Below are 24,347 nucleotides of genomic sequence, written 5' to 3' on the forward strand. Positions count from 1 at the left end.
TAATGTCGCTGTTAGAGAACCTTAAAGCAGGCAAACTGCATCAGTTTCATGGCGGCATTCATCCGTCGCAACGCAAATCTCCTGCCAATCTAACGCCGATTAGCGAAGCCGGATTACCTAAAGAACTGATACTGCAAGTGCGCCAGCACATCGGCCAATCCGCTCAGCTTAAAGTAACGGTGGGCGAGCGCGTATTAAAAGGCCAACTGCTGACCGAGCCGCTTAATCCGATGATGATGCCAGTGCATGCCCCGACCTCGGGCACTATCAGCGCCATTGAAGACCGTCCTGTATGTCATCCTTCTGGTCTGGATGGGCTGTGCATTGTACTTCTTCCTGATGGCCAAGATGAGTGGCGCCCCCGATTTCCGGTGGCCGATTACCGGTTGCTGGACAGTGATGTATTACTCAATCGCATTCATCAAGCGGGCATTACTGGCTTAGGTGGTGCGGGTTTTCCGGCGCACGTCAAACTCACGCCCCGTAAAAACGCCATTAAAACACTGATTATTAATGGCGTTGAATGCGAGCCCTATATTAGTGCCGACGACCGCCTGATGCGCGAGCACCCGCAAGACATTTTGCAGGGCATACAAATATTGCGTCATATCGTGCAACCCAGCACCACCATTTTGGCCATAGAAGACAACAAGCCCGAAGCGATTGCGGCCCTAAAAGCGGCCAATCAAGACGACAACATCGTGATTGTTGCCGTGCCCACCAAGTATCCGTCGGGCGGTGAGAAACAATTAATTGAAGTACTTACCGGCTTACAAGTGCCACGCAAGGGGCTGCCTGCCAATTTGGGTATAGTGGTGCAAAACGTCGGCACCGCCTTTGCCATTAAAAACGCCATTATTGATGACGAACCGCTGATCCGCCGCGTGGTTACCTTAGCCGGTGAAGCCTTTAGCGAGCCAGGTAATGCGTGGGTGCACATTGGTACTCCGGTACGTTACTTATTGCAGCGTTACGGCCTTAAAGCCGAGCTGGAACAGCGGGTGATCATGGGTGGCCCCATGATGGGCTTTACCCTGCACACGGCCGCCGCGCCCATTATTAAGGGCAGCAACTGTATTCTGGCTCCCAAATATGCAGAACTGCCACCGCCACCCGAAGAAATGGCCTGCATTCGCTGCAGTCAATGTGCCGACGCTTGCCCCGCCAGTTTATTACCACAGCAATTATACTGGTATGCGCGCAGCGAAGAACACGACAAGCTCAACAGCCATAACTTATTTGACTGCATAGAGTGCGGTGCCTGTGCGTATGTCTGCCCCAGTAATATTCCGTTAGTGCAATATTATCGAGTGGCCAAGGCCGATATTCGCCACGCCGAACACGAAGCCGTGCAGGCCGACCGCGCTAAGGTGCGCTTTGAAGCACGCCAAGAGCGACTGGCCCGCGAAAAAGCCGAGCGTCAAGCCAGACAAGCCAAAGCCGCCGCCGAGCGTAAAGCACGCATGGCCGAACAAAAGTCCGCCACCGGTGAAGATCCCGTTGCCGCCGCCTTGGCCCGCGTTAAAGCCCGCCAGCAAACCGCGGCACCCGACGACATGGCAGCTGCCCGCGCTGCACGCAAAGAAGAAGCGCGGCGTAACCGTGAATTAAAGCGAGCAGCCCAAGACGATAACGCCCCCGTTGCAAGCACCACCGCCGGCACAGATAAACAAACCGCCGTGGCCGCCGCCATCGCTCGCGCCAAAGCGCGCAAGGCCGCGCAGCAAGCAGAGAGCAGCGAAACGCCTGACGTATCAGCACCCGCTGCGTCTGCAACCGAGCCTACGACAAGCACCGCCGGCGACGATAAAAAAGCCGCCATTAAAGCCGCCGTGGCTCGCGCCAAAGCGCGTAAGGCCGCGCAACAAGCAGAGAGTAGCGACACGTCTAACGCATCAGCACCTGCTGCGCCTGCAACCGAGCCTGTGGCAAGCACCGCCGGCGACGATAAAAAAGCGGCAATAAAAGCCGCCGTGGCTCGCGCCAAAGCGCGTAAGGCCGCGCAACAAGCAGAGAGTAGCGACACGTCTAACGCATCAGCACCCGCTGCGTCTGCAACCGAGCCTGCGGCAAGCACCGCCGACGACGATAAAAAAGCGGCCATTAAAGCCGCCGTAGCTCGCGCCAAAGCACGCAAGGCCGCGCAGCAAGCGCAAAGCAGCGAAACGCCTAACGTATCAGCACCTGCTGCGCCTGTAACCGAACCTACGGTAAGCACCGCTGGCGACGATAAAAAAGCGGCTATTAAAGCCGCCGTAGCTCGCGCCAAAGCACGCAAGGCCGCGCAGCAAGCAGAAAGCGAGCAAGCTGCAGGTGAACAAACGGCAGCTCAAGCAGATGCTCCACCGTCATCTGCAAGCACACCGAAACTCGAAAATAGTGCAGCAGCAACCAATGACGCTACCGACGATGCAGCCGCCGTTAAAAAAGCGGCCATTAAGGCGGCAGTAGCCAAAGCCAAGGCGCGTAAGGCACAGCAAGCTGCAGCTACCTTAGATACACCAGCAAACTCTTTATCAGACAAGGGCGACGAGTCATAATGGCGTTAACCATCAGCAGTTCACCTCACAGCACCGTACCGCTAGACACTCCCACGCTAATGCGGCGCGTCTGCTATTGCCTGATCCCCGGCATTGCCACCCAGTGGTGGTTTTTTGGTGCGGGCAGCCTGATTCAAATTGCCTTGGCTGTACTCACCGCCTATGGCGCCGAAGCGTTGGTATTAAAACTGAGAGGCCGTCGCTTAAGCCAACTTAAAGATAACTCGGCCTTACTAACCGCCATTCTTATCGGTATTGCCTTACCGGCATTGGCACCTTGGTGGCTGGTCGTCATTGGCACCGCTTTTGCCGTTATTGTTGCCAAACAGCTCTATGGTGGCATAGGGCAAAACCTGTTTAATCCCGCCATGGTGGCCTATGTGTTATTGCTGGTGTCATTTCCGTTGCACATGACCAGCTGGCTACCGCCCCTTGAACTACAGCTGTATCCGGTCACCTTTGCCGACAGTGTCTCGGCTATTTTCACCGGCTTTACCTTAGACGGTTTCAGCCCACATCAGCTGCGAGAACTTGCCGATGGCTCCACCATGGCCACCCCGCTCGACACCTTAAAAACCGGCTTCACCCAAGGTCACACTTATAGTGAAATTATCAACAGTCCTATTTTTTCAGACTTAGCCGGCATTGGCTGGCAATGGGTTAACTTGGCTTATTTAGCCGGCGGTTTGGTAATGTTGCGCCTTAAACTGATCAGCTGGCCCATTCCGCTGGCCATTCTCGCCAGTCTGTTACTGTTTAGCTTTATCGGCTTTTTAGTTACCCCCGATGGCACCATAGGCCCCATCTTGCACTTATTATCCGGCGCGACCATGTTGGGGGCCTTCTTTATTGCCACCGACCCGGTATCTGCGTCCACCACCTTTAAAGGTCGCCTTATTTACGGCGCGCTTATTGGGTTGCTCATTTACCTGATCCGCACCTTTGGTGGCTACCCAGACGCCATTGCCTTTGCGGTATTACTGGCCAATATGACGGTGCCCATGATTGATGCGCTCACCAAACCCACCACTTACGGAGCGGCACGCTAATGCTAGAAATGATGCGCAAAAATGCGCTCGTGTTGGCAATATTTGCCTTAGCCTGCACTGCATTCGTGGCACTCACTCACCAGTTAACTCGTCAAACCATTATTGAGCAAGAGCAGGCACAACTGCTGCGAGTGCTGGATGAACTCTTGCCCGGCAGCAGCCACGACGAGCCTTTGTTTGATCACTGCGTGATGCTCACCAATAAGCAATTTTTAGGCAGCAGCGAGCCGTTACCCGTGTTTACCGCCGTTAAAAATGGCCAGGCCCAAGGCTATGCCATTGAAGCGATTGCACCCGACGGTTACAGTGGCGAGATTAAGCTAATGGTGGGCGTTGATACTCAAGGGATACTAAGCGGTGTGCGCGTGCTTAATCACAATGAAACGCCCGGTTTAGGCGACAAAATTGAGCTTAAAAAATCTTCGTGGATGCTGAGTTTTAATGGCAAAAATCTCACCGGTGAAGACGATACTCGCTGGGCAGTGCGCAACGACGGTGGGCAATTTGACGCCTTTACTGGTGCTACCATTACTCCCAGAGCCGTAGTAAAAGCGGTGCGTAAGGTGTTGCTGCTGGTTGGCCAACAACCGCACTTACTCACTCAAGCCCCCGCTTGTGGAGAATCACTATGATCGAGCAATATAAAGACATTATTCGCCAAGGCTTGTGGAGTAACAACCCCGCCTTGGTACAAATTTTAGGGCTGTGTCCGGTGCTGGCCGTCACCAGTACCGTCACCAATGCCATGGGGCTAGGTGTGGCTACCTTACTGGTATTAGTGGGCTCCAATGTGTGTGTCTCACTGGTACGCCAATGGGTACCCAACGAGGTGCGCATTCCCATTTATGTGATGATTATTGCCAGTCTAGTCACCTGCGTGCAGTTACTGATGAACGCCTACACCTATGGCCTGTACCAATCGCTAGGCATATTTATTCCACTTATCGTTACCAACTGCGTGATCATCGGCCGAGCCGAAGCCTTTGCTTCTAAAAACACCGCGCCGTTAGCCGCACTAGACGGTTTAATGATGGGGTTAGGCTTTACCGCCGTGTTATTAGTGCTGGGCGGCCTGCGAGAATTATTAGGCCAAGGCACCTTGTTTGATGGTGCCGAGCTGTTACTCGGCGATTGGGCCAGCAGCCTACGCATCGATGTATTACACCTCGATAACGGCTTTTTATTGGCCATTCTCCCCCCAGGTGCCTTTATTGGTTTAGGGCTAATGATAGCGGCTAAAAACTGGCTAGACAGCCGCTTAGCCGCACTTAAAGCACCCGCGCCAAAAGTTGAAGTCACCCGTGCTCGAGTTACCTCATTATGAATACGCAAAAACGCCGAGAAATTTTAGAGCGCTTGCGCGCAGAAAATCCGCACCCCACTACCGAGCTAAACTTTCGTAATCCATTTGAATTGCTGATTGCGGTATTATTATCAGCGCAGGCCACCGACGTTAGCGTTAACAAAGCCACTATCGGCTTGTTTACCGATGGCCCAACCCCCGCCACCATGCTGGCATTAGGGGTCGACGGCGTAAAAGAGCATATTAAAACCATCGGCTTATTTAATACCAAAGCCGAAAACGTCATTAAAACCTGCACCATGCTCGTTGAGCTACATAATAGCGAAGTACCCGAAAACCGTGCCGCCCTAGAAGCTTTGCCCGGCGTGGGTCGTAAAACTGCCAACGTGGTGCTCAACACCGCCTTTGGCTGGCCCACCATCGCCGTAGACACCCATATTTTTAGGGTTGCCAACCGCACCGCGTTTGCCAAAGGCAAAACTGTAGATGAAGTAGAACAACGGCTATTAAAATGGGTGCCTAGCGAATTTAAGTTAGACGTGCATCATTGGTTTATTCTACATGGGCGCTACACCTGCATCGCCCGCAAGCCCCGCTGTGGCTCCTGCATCATCGAAGATTTGTGTGAATTCAAAGACAAAACCGAGATTTAGGTGAAGCCGTACGCTTTACGTCATAAGCTGTCCGTTAATATATTAAGTGACAGTGACTAACACCTTTTTACAACGGAAGGACACGGAACCCACGGAAAAATAAGGATAAGATCTGAAAGAGATCTTGATGGTAAGGGCTGAGACTAGACTCATGCAAAAGTGACAGGCGAAACAGAGACTGAATATTCAGACTCGTTTAAGCATCGCTCCTTATGCCGTCTTACCGGGTTAGGCCCGGTATCTCGTTCTTGGCTTTAGCACTTGTAGGCGAACGCTTGCTCTCGCATTATGCCGCAGGCGTAAATCTTCAAACCATCCAGCTTCGCAACGCCAACAAAAACACCCCCGTGCTTTGCAGCTGCGGGGGTGTTTTTGTAGCGTACGGCTTAAAGCGTATCGCAGCCCGAAGGGCTTAGGTTATAAGTCTTTATTGCGGTCTTCAAAGTCTTTAATTTGTTGTTCGGCTTCGTCTTTACTCACGCCATAAGCCTCTTGGATTTTACCCGCTAACTCCTGCCTTTTGCCGCTAACTTCGTCAAGTTGATCATCAGTCAACTTGCCCCATTGGTTTTGCACCTTACCTTTAAATTGCTTCCAGTTACCTTCCACGATATCCCAATTCATATTGTCCTCCGTAGACTACTGTTTAATAAATAGTAATATGCCAACTTAAGTTTATTCGTCATAAATAGCAGTAACGAAATAAAGCCCTTTGCGTTGATGGCTTAAAAAGCATAGCTCGCTTATTACCACACAGCCACCGCCATAAGTGCCAGTCAGACTGATAGCGTCGCAGCAGTTCAGTACGGTTTTATCTGATACAATATCACCATTAAAAACAACCTATAAAGCAGTTACGCCATGCTCTATAGACACACTTAGGAAGATAACATTATGCGAATTCTACACACCATGCTGCGCGTAGGTCACTTGGATAAATCGATCGCTTTTTATACCGATGTAATGGGTATGAAGCTGCTGCGCACCAGCGAAAATGCCGAGTATAAATATACGCTGGCATTTGTAGGTTATGGCAAAGAAGAAGACGAAGCCGTATTAGAGCTTACTTATAACTGGGACACCGACAATTACGATCAAGGCACCGCCTATGGTCATATTGCCATTGAAGCAGACGATATTTACGCCATGTGCGAGCAAATTCGTGACGCCGGCGGCAAAGTCATTCGTGAGCCTGGCCCGGTAAAAGGCGGCAGTACCGTTATAGCCTTCGTTGAAGATCCAGACGGTTACAAAATTGAACTAATCGCCAAAGATGACGCAGGTAAAGGGCTGGGCGACTAAAACACAGCTGGAAGCGGTCAGCTGTCAGCGATCAGATACTGATCAAGCCGGAACTAAGAGCTATTTCTGCCACGGAATCCACGGAAAGGTCACAAGCGACAATATTTTATTCTTGGTAAGAGCTCGATTTCTGATGACCCAGTGCTTGGCCCTTACCATAAATAATCTCTTTCTGATCTAATCACTATTGTTCCGTGGATTCCGTGGCAAAAAAGTCTTAGTCTTTGATCTTAGCTGAACGCTTAAAGCTGACGGCTTATAGCTCCCAAAAGGGTCTAACTTAACGCAATGGCAAAGTGACATCTTCAAACAGCTGATCACGCTCTTCTGCCGTTTTTAACGAAATGGCCTTGTCTACTCGCTCTCGCGTGAGATGCGGGGCGAAGCGTTCCATAAAGTCATACATATAGCTGCGCAAAAACGTTCCCTTACGAAAGCCTATTTTAGTGGTGCTAGATGCAAATAAATGACTGGCATCAATGGCTACTAAGTCGGTATCTTGTATGGGGTCTATCGCCATGCTGGCTAGCACACCAATACCGATACCTGCCCGCACATAGGTTTTAATAACATCGGCATCGGTGGCCGTAAATACCACCTTGGGCTCGAAACCCGCCTTATTAAAAGCAATGTCTAACTCGGAGCGCCCCGTAAAACCAAACACATAGGTCACTAGCGAGTAACGCGCAATATCGGCAATCTCAGGCTTTTCAATATCGGCTAACGGATGATCTTTAGGTACCAAAATGCAACGGTTCCAGTGGTAACACGGCAACATAATCAAATCTTGATATAAATGCATGGCCTCGGTTGCGATGGCAAAATCTGATGCGCCCTTAGCCACCGACTCACTAATTTGTACCGGCGTACCTTGATGCATGTGTAACGACACCTTAGGATAGCGATGAATAAAGCCCTTTATTATGTCGGGCAATGCATAACGCGCCTGAGTGTGAGTAGTAGAAATGTTCAACGAACCCTGATCAGGGTGCGTGTGCTGGCTGGCCACCGCCTTAATACTTTCGACCTTACCCAAAATTTCGCTAGAGATGCGAATAATGTCTTTACCTGCAGGGGTTACCCGCGTTAAGTGCTTGCCGCTTCGCTCAAACACTTGGACTCCCAACTCATCCTCTAACATGCGTACTTGCTTACTAATGCCCGGCTGCGAGGTATAAAGGCTCTCGGCCGTGGCAGACACATTTAAGTTATGATTGGCAACTTCAACTATGTAACGTAACTGCTGCAGTTTCATTGGGATCTCACATTTTGATAGCGGCGATATGGCTAAGCTTATCAGATAAGGTAAACATATCCTTAAACGAGCTCTTAATAACTATAAGTTATATAGCAAGTAATTATAAAATCAACAATTCGTTAGCAATTGAGAGATGGGCATTAGCCAAAACCTCAGGACTGGGGTACCATTTATTTTTATCTCTTACCATAACCGAGCCGCCGATATATGACGTTGACCCTGATCCTCGTAGCCATAGGCGCCCTGCTTTTTTTGGTCATCATTTACAATATTTTGCAACAGTACTGGCAAAAAAAAGAAGCAGAGAAACGAGTCCTACTGCTCAAGCATAAAAATATTATTAACGAAACAGACGAGCTTTTGCTAAACGCCAGTCAGCTACCCTTTAGCAAAGAGTTAGTGATCGCTTTGTACAATCGTATTTTGTACAGCTTGCAAACCATGCAGCAACAAGACCCTAATAATGAACAAGTAAAAGCTCGGCGCATAAATATTGAGCAACAAATACAGCACGTAAAAGATAACTACCAAATGGAACAAGCCGGTTTAAAGTCTCCCGACTCGGATCAACAAGCCATTCAGCTACTGCAAATAATAAAGCGATTACGTACGGTGCTGCGTATTGAGCACAATAAAGGCAACGTAGGTAACCAAGTTTTTGTACAAGAAGACCGTCGGCTAGAGTTAATACGCCTAAAAATTAACTTGGCTAATCTTGCAAAACGGGCTCGCACAGCATTAACCAATAAAGATGCCGGCATGGCTCGCCAAATGCTTAAAAAAGGCCTAACCGTACTGGAACAAATACCTGATAAAGACGAACAACTTAAAAGCATAGAAAGCAATTTACAACAACGCTTAGGTGAACTCACCACCACCCAGAAAAAAGAACAGCAAGCGCAACAAGCCCGAGAAGAAGAACAAGAAAAATCTGAACTCGATCTACTATTTGAGCCAAAACGAAAATGGTAGCGCCTACTCCTGCGTTAGAAAATATACTGAGCCATCTTCCTCATTTTTTGCATGAGCTAGAACAAGGTGTACTGGATCACGGCTTATCACCCAGCATAGGTACGATGGATCATGTGTGTTATCGCGCCTTAGATAATGCAGAATACCTCACCCTACGAGCCGAGCTGGCCCAATATGGCGAAGTCTTAGTGGAAGGCATGATCGGTCATAGGCCCATTATTACCTTTAAGCTATTTCAACCGCTGGCCAGCCCCTTCGGCGCGATTCCGAGCCTTGAACTGGCGGCCCCAAAAGCGGGCAAGCAACATACCCACGGGCTAGAACACGGCGAAATAGTAGTACCAAATCTACAACAACTGCTTAGCGACTATCCTTGGATCCCGTTTAACACCAAGGGCCTACAGGGTCACGCCCCCGAGGTAACCTTAAGCGTAGCGCCTTATCAAATTAAGTTTCACTGCCTCAGCCTAGCCGACACCATAGCGCTAGAAATTGCCCACAATCAAGTTATACCCGTACCTGAAGATTACTTTCAAATAACACTTTAAGTTTAAAGCGGAAGCTCTGCTCTCGTAAAGACAACACCTTCGTCATTGCGAGGAGTGCAACGACGCGGCAATCCATGTTTTGGTATTGCACGGCCCTGTAGAGTGGATTGCGTCGCTACGCTCGCAATGACGGCGTAAGTGACAAAGCAAAGCGTCAGGCTACAAGGGCTCTTCGCTTGAGATGCAAACTTAACCCCGCAGTAACTAACAATACCAGCCACATGCCTACTGCCACTCCGGGTAAGCCTGCGGATTCCCAAAATGGGAATAAATATAGGCCGCCGAGGCTTGCTCCCAAATAATAAAATACCAAATACAGTGACGACGCCAAGGCACGGTGGTGTTGTACGCTGCGCCCTACCCAGCTGCTGGCACAGGCATGGGACAAAAAGAAAGCAAAGCTGTCGACGAATAGCGCCAGCAAAATAACCGATAACTTACCACTGAATAGGCCTAAATTACCGATAGCCATCATAGTAATAGCCGCTAATAAGGTCTGACATAAACCAAAGCGATTGATCAGCCAGCCGCTGATGCCCGAGGCAAAGGTCCCGGTCAAATAGGTTAAAAACAATAACCCCAAGGCCGCAGGCGCCATGTGAATGGGCGGAGCCGATAAATAAAACGCCACGTAAGTGTATTGATTTAAAAACACCATAAAGTTAAGCCCGCCCACCAGATAAATGGGCCACAGCAGTGGGTTTTTAACATGGCTTAATAACGCAGCGCCCCCCTGCCCTTTATTCGTCGGCACAAAATTTTTCGATGCCGGCAGCCATTTCAATAACGGCAACCACACTAACAGGCTAGCAGCCGCTAACACCATAAAGCTGGTTTGCCAGCCGCCTCCCCATTCGGCCAACAAGCCGCCGAATACTCGCCCAGCGATGCCGCCCAGTGAATTAGCTGCAATATAAATACCTATGCTGGTGACTAACGCTTTGGGAGTAAACTCCTCTCCCATGTAGGCCACCGCAGTCGCGGGTAATCCGGCTAAAAAGAATCCTTGTAACCCGCGAGCAATCAGCACCCCACTAAAGTCAGTTAACTGCGAGATAAGTAACCCCAACAGCAAAGCTGCCAGCAAACAGCCCATCATGACGGGTTTTCGCCCTAATTGGTCCGCTACGCGCGCCCAAAATAACAAGCCGATGGCGAGCCCTAATGTTGAAATAGACAACACCCAGCTGGCAGATAAAGCAGACACGTCAAAGTCCTGCGCCAGCAAAGGCAACAGAGGCTGAGCGATGTACAAATTAATAAATACCAGCATAGAGCCTAAGCCTAATGCTAATGTTGCACGCCACCATAAGGGGGTTTTTAGGTCGATCATGAATGATTGCTCCTCGATCACAGCCTTGACCTTAACGTGGGTTGACGTATAAATAAAATATATAAAAATGATGAAAATAATAATAAATTGTTATGTTCGGGAAAACTTAGCGCCCGGCGCCAAGTACCCAAGCTAGATAGGGGAACATAGTGTTAAAGACCAAGGGCTCTCTCGCAACAAAAACCACAGAACAACACGGAAATATTGTGACCAGATCTGAAAGAGATTTTGATGCTAAGAGCTAAAACAGAAGCAACTCTGGGCTCTCAGAAATGGTGTCTTGTAGTGTGCCTCTCTTAATCTACGGGGTTCGGCACGGTTTGATGTTTTAAACAGTGGCGCCTGGGTTGTAATACGAGAACAAGTGTTCGCCTCAAAGAGCGCGCTCTATTTAACCTTGGCGCCGTTATTGGGTTTAGGTCTTACCCAATAAAATTTTCTTTTCAGATCTTATTACTATTTTTCCGTGGGTTCCGTGTTCTTCCGTTGCAAAAAAGGTTTGGGTTTGAGTCTTATTTACGTCTGCCCCTGGCTCTTATAAGGATAAAATATGCTTGATGTGAAATGGCTACGCCAGTTTGCGGCAGTGGCTCGCGAGGGCAATATTACCCGTGCCGCTAAGCAGTTGCACTTGGCGCAACCTGCCGTAAGCATGACCCTAAAAAAGCTAGAGCAACAGCTTGGTGTAGCCTTGTTTGATCGCCGCCAAGGCCGATTACACCTGACTACCGAAGGTGAGCGCTTATATCAACATGCTCGGCAAATTATTAATGCACTCACCTTAGCCGAACAAGACATGGCCGCATTGCAAAACCTCAGCAGTGGTGAGGTGTGCATCGGCATTCCCAGCATGTTGGGATCCTTTTACTTTCCGCCGCTGCTTATGGCCTTTAAACATCAATACCCTGGGCTGTCTATTCGAGTAGAAGAGGCGGGTACTCAAGATGTATTGGCTAGATTATGTCAGGGGCAATTGGGATTAGGGATAGTACTTACTGCCTCTTTACCCCCCGAGCTTACTGGTTTGCCATTATTGCGCGAAGAGATGGTGGCGGTAGTCAATGAAGATCACCCTGCTCGCACACTGCCATTTATCACCATGGAAGCATTTTTAGCCGAAGAGCTGGCGTTATTTCGCCACGGATTTTTTCACCGTGAATATATAGACGCCATGGCCAAAAAAAGTGGCTTAGAGCCACGCATTGGTTTTGAGAGCAATTTAATTCCATTATTAAAAGCGGTAGTCCGCCAAGGCTTTGCGATTACTACTTTCTTGCGCATGGCAATAAAAGACGATCCCGATTTATTTGCCGTGTCATTTGCCGAACCCTACTTTTTAGATTTGTGTCTCGCGTGGCCCAACAACCGCCCACTATCGCGCGCCGAACAAGCCTTTGTTGAGTTTATGCAGCGGTCAGCGCTAACCCCTTCGGGGAGCTGTACGCTTTAAGCCGTACGCTATCAGTTAAAGATAAATCCAAGAGCTCTTTCTGTCACGCTTGTTTGTTACGAAAAGCACGGAACCCCCGGACGAAGAGCTACAAGGCAAGAGCATATCTATTGTAAGGCCTTACCGCCGTTACGCTGTACGCCGTAAGTTAAAGATAAACGCCGGGCCATATTTTTCGTACAGCGTACGACTTAAAGCATACAGCGACACACGGGCTCGTCTTTCTCTCATCGCTGACAGCTGACAATTTAATGCTTAGATTTCCCTCTTTACAGCTCCAAACAAAGACGTTATAACATAACAAACTTATATGGAGCTAGTTATGTCTGTTAAACCCCTGCTGTTCATCCTTCCCTTGTTACCCCTCACCGCACAAGCGTTGCCCGGTGTGCATCAACATGGCTTTGGCCGATTGAGTTTGGCCCAGGATCAGCAACAGCTGATGCTGGAACTATTTGCCCCGGCGGCAGATATTGTTGGCTTTGAGCATGCCCCCAACAATGCCGAGCAGCACACTCAATACCGCGAAGCACTGGCCCGCATTCAAAATGCCGACCTGCTCTTTACCTTGCCCAGAGCGGCAGGCTGCCAGTTGATAGCCAGCCAGCTGATTGAACAGGATGAAGACACATTGAATGAGGCCGAGCATGAGCACGACGGCGAACATCATCATGATGAGCATGAACATGAACATGAACATGATGACGATCACCACGCGGATCATGGCCACAGCGATATATTGGTACAATATCGTTACCAATGTCAGCAGCCACAGGCACTCACCCAGCTAAGCACTCAGCTGTTTGAGCAGTTCACCAGCTTTAACAACATTGAGCTGCAAGGCATAGTGGCTACGGGGCAGATTGCCGCCACCCTGACCTCCGAAAAACCAACAGCGAGCTGGTAAAGTACCATGACCAGCTTAGTGTCCATTCGCCATCTCTCGTTCGCCTGGCCCGGCCAGGCACCTTTGCTGCACATTCCCAACTTTGAACTGGCCGCCGGTGAGTCGGTGTTTATCAAGGGCCCCAGTGGCAGTGGCAAAAGTACCCTGCTGGGCTTACTGGCAGGGATTCAGAGTGCCAATCAGGGACAATTGCGTTTATTAGGCCACGACTTGACCTCGATGTCGGCCCGAGCGCGAGACCAGTTTAGAGCCGATCATATCGGCTATATTTTTCAGCAATTTAATTTATTACCCTTTTTATCGGTGCTGGAAAATGTGACCTCGGCGCTGATCTTCTCACGCCACAAGCGCCGCCGACTCACCCAGCCCGCCGAGGCTGAAGCCAGGCGCTTGCTCGGTGAATTACAACTAGCGCCCGAGCTGTGGTTACAGCCCGTGCACCGGTTGAGTATTGGCCAGCAACAAAGGGTGGCTGCGGCGCGCGCCTTGATGGGGCGCCCCGAGCTGGTGATTGCCGACGAGCCTACTTCGGCACTGGATGCAGATAACCGCACGGCCTTTATGACATTGTTGTTTAACGAATGTCGGCGCCAGCACAGCAGCCTGATCTTTGTGAGCCACGACTCGGCCCTGGAGCCACTGTTTACTCGCGTGGTGTCGTTGTCTGATCTTAACGAGGCCTCACTATGTTGATATTGGCGTTAAAAAGCCTGTGGGCGCGGCGTCTGACCGCCGGTTTGACCCTGGCCGCCATTGCGATCAGTGTACTGCTGCTACTGGGAGTTGAAAAAATACGCCTAGAGCTAAAAGACAGCTTTGCCCGTACGCTCTCGGGAACCGACTTGATTGTGGGCGCGCGCACCGGCCAGATAAACCTGCTGCTCTATTCGGTATTTCGGCTCGGTAACCCCACCAACAATATCAGTTGGCAAAGCTACCAGCGTATTAAACAGCATCAGGGTATTGCCTGGACCATTCCCATTGCCTTGGGCGACTCTCATCAGGGCTTTCGGGTATTGGGAACCAATCAGGACTATTTCAAACATTACGCCTATGGCCGCAAGCAACCGCTGCAGCTGGCCAAGGGCCGTGCTTTTAACGACACCTTTGAAGCCGTCATAGGTGCTGAAGTGGCGCGCACTTTGGGCTATCAACTCAATGACTCGCTAATTATCGCTCACGGGGCGGGCAACACCTCGTTCAGCCTGCACGACGACCTGCCCTTTACCCTAGTCGGCATTTTAGCGCCCACCGGCACCCCGGTAGATAAAACCGTGCATGTGCGGCTAGATGGTCTGGAGGCCATTCACCTTGGTTGGCAAAGTGGCCGTAAAACCCTGCAACTGTCTCATGAACAAGCGCGCGCCCAAGACTTGACCCCTCAGTCGATTACCGCCTTTTTGGTGGGCATGCACAACAAGGTGCAGGTGTTTGGTTTGCAGCGCGCCATTAATGGTTATCGCGCCGAGCCGCTGTCGGCCATCTTACCGGGTACGGCCTTGCACGAGCTATGGAGTTTGCTGAGTGTGGCCGAAAAAGCCATTGCCTTTATTGCACTGCTGGTGGTGGTAGCCGGTCTGTTAGGCATTCTGACGACGTTATTGGCCGGCTTGTCGGCACGGCGACGCGAGCTGGCAATTTTGCGTTCTTTGGGCGCCGGACCTCGGCACTTGTTTGGCTTGTTGGCTCTGGAAGCCCTGCTGCTGACCGGGCTTGGCATTCTGCTTGGGCTGGTTTTGTTGTATGGTGCCTTGCAGCTGCTGGCACCCTGGTTGCAGGCACAATATGGCTTGTTGTTGTATCCTGCTCTACCACAGGCTGGCGAATGGCGGCTGATGGGCTTAACCCTGCTAGCGGGCACCCTGATCGGCTTGCTACCTGCCGCTCGGGCCTATTTTTATTCACTGCACGATGGAATGAGTATTAATCACTGATGTTACATTATCTTGCCATGGCGCTTACCGCGCTGATGTTGGTCGCCCCCCCTGCCTGGGCCGACGAGTACAGCCTGTTGGAATGGGACGATTTGATCCCGCTGGCAGAACAACTCAATCCGCCGCCTTTTCCCGAAGCGAATCATGACGATGAGTTTGCCATTCCTGCCCAGCCCATCGGCAAAGTAGTGCCCAGCCTGAACGGAAAAAAGGTGCGCTTACCCGGCTTTGTGGTGCCACTGGAAGGTGACAGCCAGCAGATTACCGCCTTTTTACTGGTACCCTACTTTGGCGCCTGTATTCATGTGCCACCACCACCCACTAACCAGATTGTGTATGTGGAATACCCAGCCGGCGCCAAGGTGGACGACTTATGGGATGCAGTGTGGGTAACCGGCACCTTGCGTACCACGGGCGCCAGCCACGAAATGGGCGATGCCGCCTATTCACTGCAAGGCACCAGCGTCGCGCCTTACCAGCTGTAAAAGAAAGCGGTAACCCGAAAGCAGGAAACGGCCAGATACAGATTAAAACTATTTAGCCACCGACCCCACGGAAAAATAGAGATTAAATCTGAAATACATTTTATAGGTAATAATAAACTCTTCGGGCAGCCTTAAGCCGTACGTTGCAAGTCAAAATTGACGATGTTTGTCTTTAACTTACGGCGTACAGCGTAAGGCTGAAAACGATCCGTTGGCTTGACCTCACCAATAAGGTCTATTTTAGCCACTGCATCCAAGCCCTTAGGCAGCTTCTTTACGCCTGCGGCGTAATGCGAGAACACTCATACCTAAAACACGGCGCCTACAAAAAACACCACTCTATTCTGCTTTGTTGGTGCTCTTTTTTTACTGGGCGCTATGTTTTAAAGCTGTATGCTCCAGTTGGGCATCGTCGATTTTGTCGGCGTTCATGATGAGGATGCGCCCCAGTGCCAGCGCCTGGCGTTGGCTGGCTGTTTTTTGGTTGGGATCGGTCATATTATCGATATCGGCCACATGGGCCACGCCTATGGTGCGGCGTATCATTTCGCAGCCCGCATAACCCAAAGCGTCTTGCCATACCTGACGCAACAAGGCGCCGATATACTCGGGCTCGGTCAGAGCCGCGTCCGCCGTTTGGCTGGCGTACTGAAAAAACTGCGTTTTATAGCTGCGCCACAAGACTTGCACGTCTTTGATGCGTAGCAACTGCTGGGGCACGGTCGATTGGCTGCAAAAGTTAAGCAACAAGTTGGCAATCATTACCCCAACGTCAAAGCCCATGGGGCCATAGCCGCCAAATTCGGCATCTATCACCTTAAGCTGGCCCGCTGCCACCATCACGGAGCCGGTATGCAGGTCGCCGTGCAACAAGGCCTGGCCATTGCAGCGAAAATCGTGCTTAAGCCTGGCTACCCTCACCTTTAATGCCGAGTCGGCCCAAAGCTGCTCGGCATTGCTGCGAATGTCGGGCGCCACGTTATTACGCTCGTGATCACAAAAGGGATCGACAAAATACACGGCTTCGCTAATCGCCATTAATTCCGGGTTGGCAAACTGCAGCTGCGCCGCGCGTTGCCCCTGATAGTCGAGCTTGAAGTCACTGCTGTGAACATGCACCTGCGCCAGATATGTTCCCAGCTGCACGGGGGCATCGGCAAAGTGCTGGCCGTTCAGTAACGCCTGGCGCCATACCTGATAGTCGGTTAAATCTTCCAGCAATATCGCCGACAGAGCTGCATCATGATGCAACACCGCCACCGTATATTCCGGGCTATATTGGCCGTGATACAGCAAGATTTCGGCTTCTATGCGTGCCCTGTCTCGAGTTAAAGGCCAAGTCTCGCCAATGCAGCGAATATAGGGCAGCGCCTGTTTCACAATAAAGCCCTTTGCCGAGCCCGGCTGACACACCTTGAACACTTGGTTCAGATTGCCATCCCCTATTTCCTCTCCCTGCAAGACCATATTGGGACCAAGCTCGGCCGCCTGACGCACATAAGCGATGGCATCTTCATCATTAAATATTCGATATTGGCTCATAACAGCTCCCTGACCTTGGCCCTACTTGGCAGATAAGAGTAATAAAAGCGGCCCGTACTGTAATAAAACCGATAGTGACCACGACTAAGCTCATAACAACACAAATCAGTCGAATTAGTAACATTAGAGTCCCAAAATAGTGCGCAGGCGCTAAGCGGCATATACTCTGGTTATTAGCCGCCACCACATAAGAGTCATGATGGATCATAGACACAATGCCGCACACCCTTTGTTATCCGAGGAGTTACGTCGACAAATGCTGCGTTTTGCCACGTTACAGTTAAAAGATGCGCAATTAGCGGAAGACGCGGTGCAAGAGGCTATGTTGGGTGCTTTTAAATACGCAGATAGCTTTAAAGGTCGTGCCGCCTATAAAAACTGGGTGTTTGCCATTCTCAAACACAAAATTGTGGATGTGATCCGCAAAAACCAGCGGCTGGTCACGCTCACCAGTTTGGGCGCCGACGACAGCAACGATCTGGAAGAGCAGCTATTTAACCGGTTTGGCATGTGGCACAAAGTAGAGCGCCCCGTGGAATGGAGCGCACCAGAAAGCAGCCAAGAAGACCACGAGTTCTGGACCTTGTTTGAATTGTGTTTAGACAAGCTGCCACCCAGTCAGGGTCGTACTTTTATGATGCGAGAGTTTATTGGTCTAGAAAGCCATGAAATCTGCCTCGAGCTGGATTTAACGGTCAGCAACCTTAATGTGTTGCTCTATCGAGCTAGGCTACGTTTACGCGAATGCCTAGAAAATACCTGGCAACAACAAGGAGACTGCCCATGTTGATCTGTCACAAAGCCACTCGGCTGATGTCTGAGAGTCAAGAACGCCCTTTAAGTCAATTTGAGCGGCTCTCTTTGGCGTCGCACACCGTGATGTGCAATGGCTGTCGTCAATTTGAACGGCAATTACCAATCCTTCGTTCATTAGCTCATACCTTTGCCCGTCGGCCCGACCCCACACCGACCGATGTGGGCCCACAAGATACGGTTGATAAAGACAGCGGCTAACATCCGTGCTGTTGCGCCTAACGCGGTTCGCCTAAATAAAGGAATGATGATGCGAGACACCCTACCTCTACTCGACTTAACGGGCTTTCCCCCAATCAAGCGTCATGCGCTAGACACGCTGCAGGTGAATTTGGGCTATATGTGCAACATGAAGTGCGTGCACTGCCATGTGGCCGCCGGCCCGCATCGCACCGAAATGATGGATGACGCTAACCTCGCCTTAATTCCCCGCGTGTTGCAAGCACGCAAGCTGACCACCCTCGATTTAACAGGCGGCGCCCCCGAAATGCACCCGCGCTTTCGCGACGTGGTGATTGCCGCGCACAAGCTTGGCGTTCATGTAATAGACAGGTGTAACCTCACTATTTTATATGAGCCTGGCCACGAAACTCTGGCCGACTTTTTAGCCGAATATCAAGTAGAAGTGGTGGCGTCATTGCCTTGCTACGAGCTGGACAATGTTGATAAGCAGCGCGGCAAAGGCACCTTTGATAAAAGCATTGCCGCATTGCAGCAGCTCAATCAACTAGGTTATGGCCAGCCCGATTCAGGCTTAATATTAAACTTGGTCTATAACCCACAAGGGGCGACGCTACCACCCGAGCAGCAAGGGTTGGAAGCCGCTTATCGTAAAGAGTTACTGGCACACTTCGATATTCGCTTTAATCACCTGTTTGCGCTGGCCAACATGCCCATTAAGCGCTTTGGTGATTACCTGATCACCAAGCGGCAGTTTCATGATTATCTGCGGTTATTAAAAGACAATTACTCTGCCGATAATCTGGCCAACTTGATGTGCCGTAATCTCGTAAGTGTAGATTGGCAAGGCTACTTGTATGATTGCGACTTCAATCAACAGTTAGGATTACGGCTGCCCGCTGCCAACCATAAAGACAGCCGACCTCACCTGCGCGACCTCTTGCATCGCAATCTCAACGGTCAGCCGATTCGGGTAGCCGAACATTGCTATGGCTGTACCGCCGGCCAAGGTAGCAGCTGCGGTGGCGCCCTGCATGATGAGTCAACAGCCTGATGACGCTGTCAATTATCATGCCCATGCTCAACGAGGCCAAGGCGTTGCCCACTACCTTGACTGCTCTGCAGCACAAAGCCTGCTATGCCGAGCTGATTTTGGTGGATGGCGGCAGTAACGACCACTCCGTGGCCATAGCAAAACACTACGGCGCCACCGTATTAACCGCGCCCGCAGGCCGAGCGCAACAGATGAATATGGGGGCCGAGCAGGCAACCGGCGATTATTTATTGTTTTTGCATGCCGATACTCAGTTACCGAGCAACTTCGAGCTGTTGGTCCGCTCGGCGCTGGCTCAGCATCAGTGGGGGCGATTTGATGTAGCCATTAACGGCCAGCACCCCATGCTAAGAGTTATCAGTGTCATGATGAACTTGCGGTCTCGTTGGTCGGGTATTGCTACCGGCGATCAAGCGTTGTTTGTGCGGCGCTCCGCCTTTAAAGCCGTTGGTGGTTTTCCCGAACAAGACTTAATGGAAGATATCGCCCTTAGCCTGCGGCTAAAGCGCTTGGGGCCTCCTGCCTGTTTACGGCAAAAAGTGCTGACCTCGGGCCGACGTTGGGAACAAAACGGCGTGTGGCGCACCATATGGCTCATGTGGTGGTTGCGTTTTGCCTACTGGCGCGGCGAATGCCCCAGCAAATTAGCCAGGAGATATCGTTGAGCACCCGCATCATTATTTTTGCCAAGGCGCCGGTTGCCGGCCAGGCTAAAACCCGACTCGCTGCTGCGTTGGGCAACGGAGGTGCGGCGAGGCTGGCTCGATATATGCTGGCCAGTACCATAGAAACGTGTCTAACCGCCAATATAGGCCCCGTTGAACTGTGTATGAGCCCAGGCTCTGATGCTCCCGAATGGGCCGACGTTGTGCTGTCACCTCAACTCATATTCAGCAGTCAAGACGACGGAGACTTAGGTAGGCGCATGGCCTGCGCCGCTCAGCGCGCCCTATCTAACAATGCTTTATCTGACAATACCTTACCTAGCAATACGAGGCTCGAACATAAAACACAGCAACAGCAAGTACTGCTGGTTGGCACCGATTGCCCGCAACTGTCCCCCGAGCTATTACGCCGTGCCGCCCATCGCCTAAGCTCGCTGGATGCATTGCTGCACCCAACTTGGGATGGCGGCTATGCCCTGCTGGGCCTGCGCCAATTTAATCATCAGTTATTTACTCATATTCCTTGGAGCACGCCCACCGTCGCGGCCCTAACCCAAAAGCGCCTCACGCAACTGGGGTGGCGCTATGCTTTAGCCGAGCAGCTACACGACATTGACGAACCCGCGGATCTTTTTTGGCTTACACCTGCCTGGCGACGGGCGTTGACTGATCACTGCTAACCTAACCTAAACCGTGCCGAAGTCCTCTTTTCTTAAGAGATGGGCACACTACAAAAGGCGGTGTGTGTATTTTACTGACAGCTCTCCTAAGGGGTAATCTGTTATAATCTCGGCCCACCATTATTGATATAGCTTAACGTAACTATGCGCCTGATATTGGCCCCTATGGAAGGGGTATTAGATCATTTAATGCGAGACTTGCTTACCCGCATTAACCCCTTCGACCTGTGTGTAACCGAGTTTGTTCGTGTGGTGGATATGCGTCTGCCGCCACGGGTATTTTATCGTCTGTGCCCCGAGTTACATCAAGGTTGTAAAACGCCCGCCGGTACTCCGGTGCGTATTCAGTTGTTGGGCCAGGAGCCAGATTGGCTGGCGGAAAATGCCGATCAAGCCTGTTTGTTAGGCGCTGAAGGCATCGACCTGAATTTTGGCTGCCCCGCCAAAACCGTCAATAAAAGTCGCGGCGGTGCCGCCTTGCTGGCCGACAGCGAACTGCTCTATAAAATTGCCAAAGCCGTGCGCGCCGCCGTGCCTGCGCATTTACCCGTGAGCGCCAAAATACGCTTAGGGTTAGAAGACAGAGACTCTTACTTAGAAAACAGCCAAGCACTGGCCGAGGGCGGCATTAACGAGCTGGCGGTGCATGCCCGCAGCAAACGCGACGGCTATCGCCCACCGGCTTATTGGCCGCAGGTCGCCGATATTCGCGCCGCGTTGGCCATTCCGGTGATCATTAATGGTGAAATTTGGAATAGCCAACAAGCCAGCCAAGCTCAAGTACAAAGCCAATGCACAGATGTAATGCTTGGCCGAGGGGCACTAGCCTTGCCTAACTTGGCCGCCACCATTAAAGACGGTACCGCCCCCATGACTTGGCCGCAGGTGATTGCGCTGTTATTAGATTATTCGGCGTTAGAAGTTGAGGGCGATAAAGGCGTGTATTACCCAAATCGTATTAAGCAGTGGCTGAGCTTTTTAAAGCTGCAGTACCCGCAAGCGCACACCTTATTTGGTGAAGTACGTACCCTAAAGCACACTGATGACATTCGCCAGGTGCTTGCTTCGCAAGCAGCCGTAAGCGATCAGCGTTAAGCTTTCAGCCGCCCGGCGCTGTCTACAGTTATTGCGTTATGCCTGCCGATGTCCGGTAGTAGTACCATCGTCAATTGCCTTGTGATACCAATCGCACTAAATAAGTAGTCTGCTTTTACTTCCTATAAAGGTCGGATAAACGGCCTACTCCACCGACACGCTTCGGGCTAGTGACACTCACCGTCTCAGCCTACTGCGAACATTCACTGGATGTTCGTTAGGTTGATACAGCTCGTCACGGCGAGACAAGCTCGCCCCCTCTAACTTCATCACATGACACCCTTGTCATGTGATGGTCGGTGGAGCTGTGCCCTTCATCCTCTCCTATATTTCGCAGGCGACTGATGATGCTACTCCCAGACAACTCGATGCTTATGAAAGAGGCAACAGAGATCGCCTACCACGACCGTGAAATGCCAAGGACGGCATTTCCCGAGCCCCCATGGGGCAGCTTGCTGCCGTGTATCTTTGTTGGGTAATAAAACGAATATCCTGTGAATATTCGCAGTCGTTACCCAGAAAAGATGGCTATCCCAGTAGCGTGTCGTGGGAGGTGGCTGTGTTGCCTCTTACACTCCAAGCTTTAAAATAGATCAAACATTTAGTGAGATTAGTATGACCAGACACGGCTGGCGACTTTCAGACCACACGACTTAAAGCTATGCGGTCTTGATTTGCATCATGATGTTAACAAAAGCACCGCTCTATACTGGCCACCATACTCCCTCGATTGGATGTCATCATGAGCAGCAATATTACCGAATGTGAGCTGGAGCACCGGCTGCTGGCAGAGGTAGCTAGCCGGCGACAGGCGTTTTTACAGGCACTGCAGGCGTTGGATCTCGAGCTTGCCCTGCAGTTTCAGCAGTTGCCGGCCGATGAATGGGCCGACCACGGCGCCTTGTCTGCCTGGCCGCAGTTACAACCCCACATCACACAGCTCAAGCAGCTTGATGCGGCCTTGTGCCAGCAGCTGCTCGGCCTATATGGGCTGTGTAGCGATTGCGAAGCCGAGCTAAGTTATGAACTATTATATCAAGATCCCTGTCGCCAACGCTGCGCACAGTGCGAACTAAAGCACTTAAACAGCCAGCACACCAGCTGGACACTTTAAACGCTCTTCTAAAGACTAAAGATATTTTTGCCACGGAATACACGGAAGAACACGGAAAAATAGGGATCAGATCTGAAAGAGATCTTGATGGTAAGAGCCTGTGATAGCAACAACTACAGATACAGACTTCGGCACCGGCGAGATAGGATAATAAACGTTCACCTACAAGAGTCCGCTACGGTTTAGCTTAGCTCTTCCTTGGCGCTAGGAGCCGACGCTATATTTTACCCATAAAAAAGCCGGCTTGCGCCGGCTTTTATGCTTCTTACTTTAGCTTAAGCTAAATTAGAAGTTGTACTGAATACCCATGCCGTACTGGTCATCTTTCTTAGTGCCATCGGCAACTTCAGAATCAGAAATCACGTATTCAGCATACAGCTTAGCCTTAGCCGTCAGGTCATACTGAACACCAAGAGTGAGGTCGTCGATGCTGTCGTATTTGTTCGCGGCACCGGCCGCATCGAATCTTTCTTTAGAGTACTGAGCCATAAGAGTCCAAGCATCTACATTGTACTGAGCGTGCAGTTCGTACGCCTTTGACTCATCATCGCCGACAGCTGCTTCACGCTGACGATCTATGTACAAGCCTGCAAAGTAGAAGCCATCTACAGTATAGCTAGCACCGGCAAGCCAAGCATCGACATCTTGGCTATTTGAAGTAACGCCGACTTTATTGTTACCGCTTATTTGCTCATAACCAGCGACCAAGCCCAGACCGAAGGGGAAAGTGTAACCGGCAGTAGCTGACCACTGGTTTTCTTTATTATAACCAGGATTTTGGTTAGCGAAGTCTTCCTTATCAGCATCTGCAAAGGCATAACCAGCACGCAGATCTAAGCCATTCGCAGCGTAAGCCACGCGAACTTGATCGTCTACCTTGTCATCCAGTGCGATAGGGCTGTTATAGGTAATCGCGCCACCAAAAGCATTCATGATATCAGTGAGGTAGATAGCTTGAGCCAGTGGATCTTGGCTACGACCAAAGGTCAGTTCAGTAGTGTCTTGAAATTTAAATCCAGCCCAAGCGTAACGTGCATTAAACTTAGCACCGTCACCAGCTTCGCCGGCAACCTGCCATTCCAACTTACCGATCAGATCCACGTCTTGGTTCAGCATGTACTTAACGTTCATACCTAAACGAGCTTCACCATCACTACCAAAATTTTCAGCTTTAGTTTCTCTACCCGCTGAATCATTCTGATAGCCAATCTCACCGGCTTCGTACTGAATGCGGCCGTAGATATCAACCTGGCTGCCTTCGTCGGAGTAAACGGTTACAGCGCTTGCAGAAGTTGCAAACAGTGCAGGAATTGTCAGTGCAAGAATTGTTTTTTTCATGATTTTTATTTGCCTACTGTTAGTGAACACTAAGTCCTTGTTTTCCCTGTGTTAGCAACGCATAACGTTACTATGGAAGGCAGCCTACCACCGCCATTTTGAGCTTGCAACAAAATAGCGGGAACTTTTTAT

The 24,347-nt window shown here is 50.7% G+C and carries 25 protein-coding genes; 20 read left to right on the forward strand and 5 right to left on the reverse strand.

What is annotated here, in order from left to right; translation table 11 throughout:
• Positions 1 to 2 precede the first annotated feature (2 nt).
• Genes rsxC through nth form a run of 5 tightly spaced genes read left to right on the forward strand, consistent with a single transcriptional unit; the run spans position 3 to position 5,545 of the window.
• Entirely contained in the window at positions 3 to 2,540 is a 2,538-nt protein-coding gene (gene rsxC, locus ACFQ1C_RS08700) for an electron transport complex subunit RsxC (RefSeq protein ID WP_379558212.1), read from the forward strand.
• Positions 2,540 to 3,589 carry an electron transport complex subunit RsxD gene (rsxD, locus tag ACFQ1C_RS08705; RefSeq protein WP_379558213.1) on the forward strand — a complete coding sequence of 350 codons (1,050 nt, stop codon included), beginning with the start codon at positions 2,540 to 2,542 and terminating at the stop codon, positions 3,587 to 3,589. Before rsxC ends, rsxD begins: the two co-directional genes overlap by 1 nt.
• Positions 3,589 to 4,221 (forward strand): electron transport complex subunit RsxG, encoded by a 633-nt coding sequence (gene rsxG / locus ACFQ1C_RS08710; protein WP_379558214.1) that lies wholly within the window; start codon positions 3,589 to 3,591, stop codon positions 4,219 to 4,221. The genes rsxD and rsxG overlap by 1 nt, the downstream gene beginning before the upstream one ends.
• A complete protein-coding gene (locus tag ACFQ1C_RS08715) occupies positions 4,218 to 4,913 on the forward strand; it encodes an electron transport complex subunit E (RefSeq protein ID WP_379558215.1) in 696 nt (231 codons plus the stop codon). Before rsxG ends, ACFQ1C_RS08715 begins: the two co-directional genes overlap by 4 nt.
• The gene (gene nth / locus ACFQ1C_RS08720) at positions 4,910 to 5,545 is read left to right on the forward strand and encodes an endonuclease III (protein ID WP_379558216.1); all 636 of its coding nucleotides are present in this window, start codon (positions 4,910 to 4,912) and stop codon (positions 5,543 to 5,545) included. Before ACFQ1C_RS08715 ends, nth begins: the two co-directional genes overlap by 4 nt.
• Before the next feature lie 417 nt (positions 5,546 to 5,962).
• Here nth and ACFQ1C_RS08725 read toward each other — a convergent pair whose 3' ends face one another.
• Positions 5,963 to 6,169 carry a CsbD family protein gene (locus tag ACFQ1C_RS08725; RefSeq protein WP_379558217.1) on the reverse strand — a complete coding sequence of 69 codons (207 nt, stop codon included), beginning with the start codon at positions 6,167 to 6,169 and terminating at the stop codon, positions 5,963 to 5,965.
• A gap of 270 nt (positions 6,170 to 6,439) precedes the next feature.
• Here ACFQ1C_RS08725 and gloA point away from each other — a divergent pair, with 270 nt between their 5' ends.
• Entirely contained in the window at positions 6,440 to 6,847 is a 408-nt protein-coding gene (gene gloA, locus ACFQ1C_RS08730) for a lactoylglutathione lyase (RefSeq protein WP_379558218.1), read from the forward strand.
• A gap of 280 nt (positions 6,848 to 7,127) precedes the next feature.
• Here gloA and cysB read toward each other — a convergent pair whose 3' ends face one another.
• Positions 7,128 to 8,102: an HTH-type transcriptional regulator CysB gene (gene cysB, locus ACFQ1C_RS08735; protein WP_379558219.1), complete on the reverse strand. Its 975-nt coding sequence runs from the start codon at positions 8,100 to 8,102 to the stop codon at positions 7,128 to 7,130.
• Between the two features lie 210 nt (positions 8,103 to 8,312).
• Between cysB and ACFQ1C_RS08740 the strand changes: the two genes are divergently transcribed.
• Positions 8,313 to 9,077 carry a DNA repair ATPase gene (locus ACFQ1C_RS08740; RefSeq protein ID WP_379558220.1) on the forward strand — a complete coding sequence of 255 codons (765 nt, stop codon included), beginning with the start codon at positions 8,313 to 8,315 and terminating at the stop codon, positions 9,075 to 9,077.
• Positions 9,071 to 9,625 (forward strand): VOC family protein, encoded by a 555-nt coding sequence (locus ACFQ1C_RS08745; RefSeq protein WP_379558221.1) that lies wholly within the window; start codon positions 9,071 to 9,073, stop codon positions 9,623 to 9,625. The genes ACFQ1C_RS08740 and ACFQ1C_RS08745 overlap by 7 nt, the downstream gene beginning before the upstream one ends.
• Before the next feature lie 154 nt (positions 9,626 to 9,779).
• Here ACFQ1C_RS08745 and ACFQ1C_RS08750 read toward each other — a convergent pair whose 3' ends face one another.
• Entirely contained in the window at positions 9,780 to 10,958 is a 1,179-nt protein-coding gene (locus tag ACFQ1C_RS08750) for an MFS transporter (protein ID WP_379558222.1), read from the reverse strand.
• 550 nt (positions 10,959 to 11,508) lie between these two features.
• Between ACFQ1C_RS08750 and ACFQ1C_RS08755 the strand changes: the two genes are divergently transcribed.
• From ACFQ1C_RS08755 to ACFQ1C_RS08775, 5 genes are all read left to right on the forward strand, one after another.
• Entirely contained in the window at positions 11,509 to 12,408 is a 900-nt protein-coding gene (locus tag ACFQ1C_RS08755; RefSeq protein ID WP_379558223.1) for a LysR family transcriptional regulator, read from the forward strand.
• Between the two features lie 322 nt (positions 12,409 to 12,730).
• Positions 12,731 to 13,315 carry a DUF2796 domain-containing protein gene (locus tag ACFQ1C_RS08760; protein WP_379558224.1) on the forward strand — a complete coding sequence of 195 codons (585 nt, stop codon included), beginning with the start codon at positions 12,731 to 12,733 and terminating at the stop codon, positions 13,313 to 13,315.
• Positions 13,316 to 13,321: 6 nt separating this feature from the next.
• Positions 13,322 to 14,008 (forward strand): ABC transporter ATP-binding protein, encoded by a 687-nt coding sequence (locus ACFQ1C_RS08765; RefSeq protein ID WP_379558225.1) that lies wholly within the window; start codon positions 13,322 to 13,324, stop codon positions 14,006 to 14,008.
• A complete protein-coding gene (locus tag ACFQ1C_RS08770; protein WP_379558226.1) occupies positions 14,002 to 15,249 on the forward strand; it encodes an ABC transporter permease in 1,248 nt (415 codons plus the stop codon). Before ACFQ1C_RS08765 ends, ACFQ1C_RS08770 begins: the two co-directional genes overlap by 7 nt.
• Positions 15,249 to 15,734, forward strand: coding sequence for a DUF3299 domain-containing protein (locus tag ACFQ1C_RS08775; protein ID WP_379558227.1), 486 nt, complete (start codon positions 15,249 to 15,251; stop codon positions 15,732 to 15,734). Before ACFQ1C_RS08770 ends, ACFQ1C_RS08775 begins: the two co-directional genes overlap by 1 nt.
• Positions 15,735 to 16,100: 366 nt before the next feature.
• On the opposite strand, the gene mtnK is transcribed toward ACFQ1C_RS08775, so the two are convergent.
• Positions 16,101 to 17,276: an S-methyl-5-thioribose kinase gene (gene mtnK / locus ACFQ1C_RS08780; protein WP_379558228.1), complete on the reverse strand. Its 1,176-nt coding sequence runs from the start codon at positions 17,274 to 17,276 to the stop codon at positions 16,101 to 16,103.
• A gap of 199 nt (positions 17,277 to 17,475) precedes the next feature.
• Between mtnK and ACFQ1C_RS08785 the strand changes: the two genes are divergently transcribed.
• From ACFQ1C_RS08785 to ACFQ1C_RS08815, 7 genes are all read left to right on the forward strand, one after another.
• Positions 17,476 to 18,066, forward strand: a complete 591-nt coding sequence (locus ACFQ1C_RS08785) for a sigma-70 family RNA polymerase sigma factor (protein ID WP_379558229.1) — start codon at positions 17,476 to 17,478, stop codon at positions 18,064 to 18,066.
• Positions 18,060 to 18,290 (forward strand): anti-sigma factor family protein, encoded by a 231-nt coding sequence (locus ACFQ1C_RS08790; protein ID WP_379558230.1) that lies wholly within the window; start codon positions 18,060 to 18,062, stop codon positions 18,288 to 18,290. The genes ACFQ1C_RS08785 and ACFQ1C_RS08790 overlap by 7 nt, the downstream gene beginning before the upstream one ends.
• 49 nt (positions 18,291 to 18,339) lie before the next feature.
• Positions 18,340 to 19,323 (forward strand): arsenosugar biosynthesis radical SAM (seleno)protein ArsS, encoded by a 984-nt coding sequence (arsS, locus tag ACFQ1C_RS08795; protein WP_379558231.1) that lies wholly within the window; start codon positions 18,340 to 18,342, stop codon positions 19,321 to 19,323.
• Positions 19,323 to 19,988 carry a TIGR04283 family arsenosugar biosynthesis glycosyltransferase gene (locus tag ACFQ1C_RS08800; RefSeq protein ID WP_379558232.1) on the forward strand — a complete coding sequence of 222 codons (666 nt, stop codon included), beginning with the start codon at positions 19,323 to 19,325 and terminating at the stop codon, positions 19,986 to 19,988. The genes arsS and ACFQ1C_RS08800 overlap by 1 nt, the downstream gene beginning before the upstream one ends.
• Positions 19,985 to 20,668 (forward strand): TIGR04282 family arsenosugar biosynthesis glycosyltransferase, encoded by a 684-nt coding sequence (locus tag ACFQ1C_RS08805; protein ID WP_379558233.1) that lies wholly within the window; start codon positions 19,985 to 19,987, stop codon positions 20,666 to 20,668. Before ACFQ1C_RS08800 ends, ACFQ1C_RS08805 begins: the two co-directional genes overlap by 4 nt.
• A 144-nt stretch (positions 20,669 to 20,812) precedes the next feature.
• Complete coding sequence (gene dusC / locus ACFQ1C_RS08810) at positions 20,813 to 21,763, forward strand: tRNA dihydrouridine(16) synthase DusC (RefSeq protein WP_379558234.1); 951 nt, start codon at positions 20,813 to 20,815, stop codon at positions 21,761 to 21,763.
• A gap of 742 nt (positions 21,764 to 22,505) precedes the next feature.
• Positions 22,506 to 22,877 carry a transcriptional regulator, TraR/DksA family protein gene (locus ACFQ1C_RS08815; protein ID WP_379558235.1) on the forward strand — a complete coding sequence of 124 codons (372 nt, stop codon included), beginning with the start codon at positions 22,506 to 22,508 and terminating at the stop codon, positions 22,875 to 22,877.
• A 285-nt stretch (positions 22,878 to 23,162) separates the two neighbouring features.
• On the opposite strand, the gene ACFQ1C_RS08820 is transcribed toward ACFQ1C_RS08815, so the two are convergent.
• Positions 23,163 to 24,215 carry a porin gene (locus tag ACFQ1C_RS08820; protein WP_379558236.1) on the reverse strand — a complete coding sequence of 351 codons (1,053 nt, stop codon included), beginning with the start codon at positions 24,213 to 24,215 and terminating at the stop codon, positions 23,163 to 23,165.
• Between the last annotated feature and the right edge of the window lie 132 nt (positions 24,216 to 24,347).

Source organism: Oceanisphaera ostreae (assembly GCF_042676125.1).
Lineage (GTDB): Bacteria > Pseudomonadota > Gammaproteobacteria > Enterobacterales > Aeromonadaceae > Oceanimonas > Oceanimonas ostreae.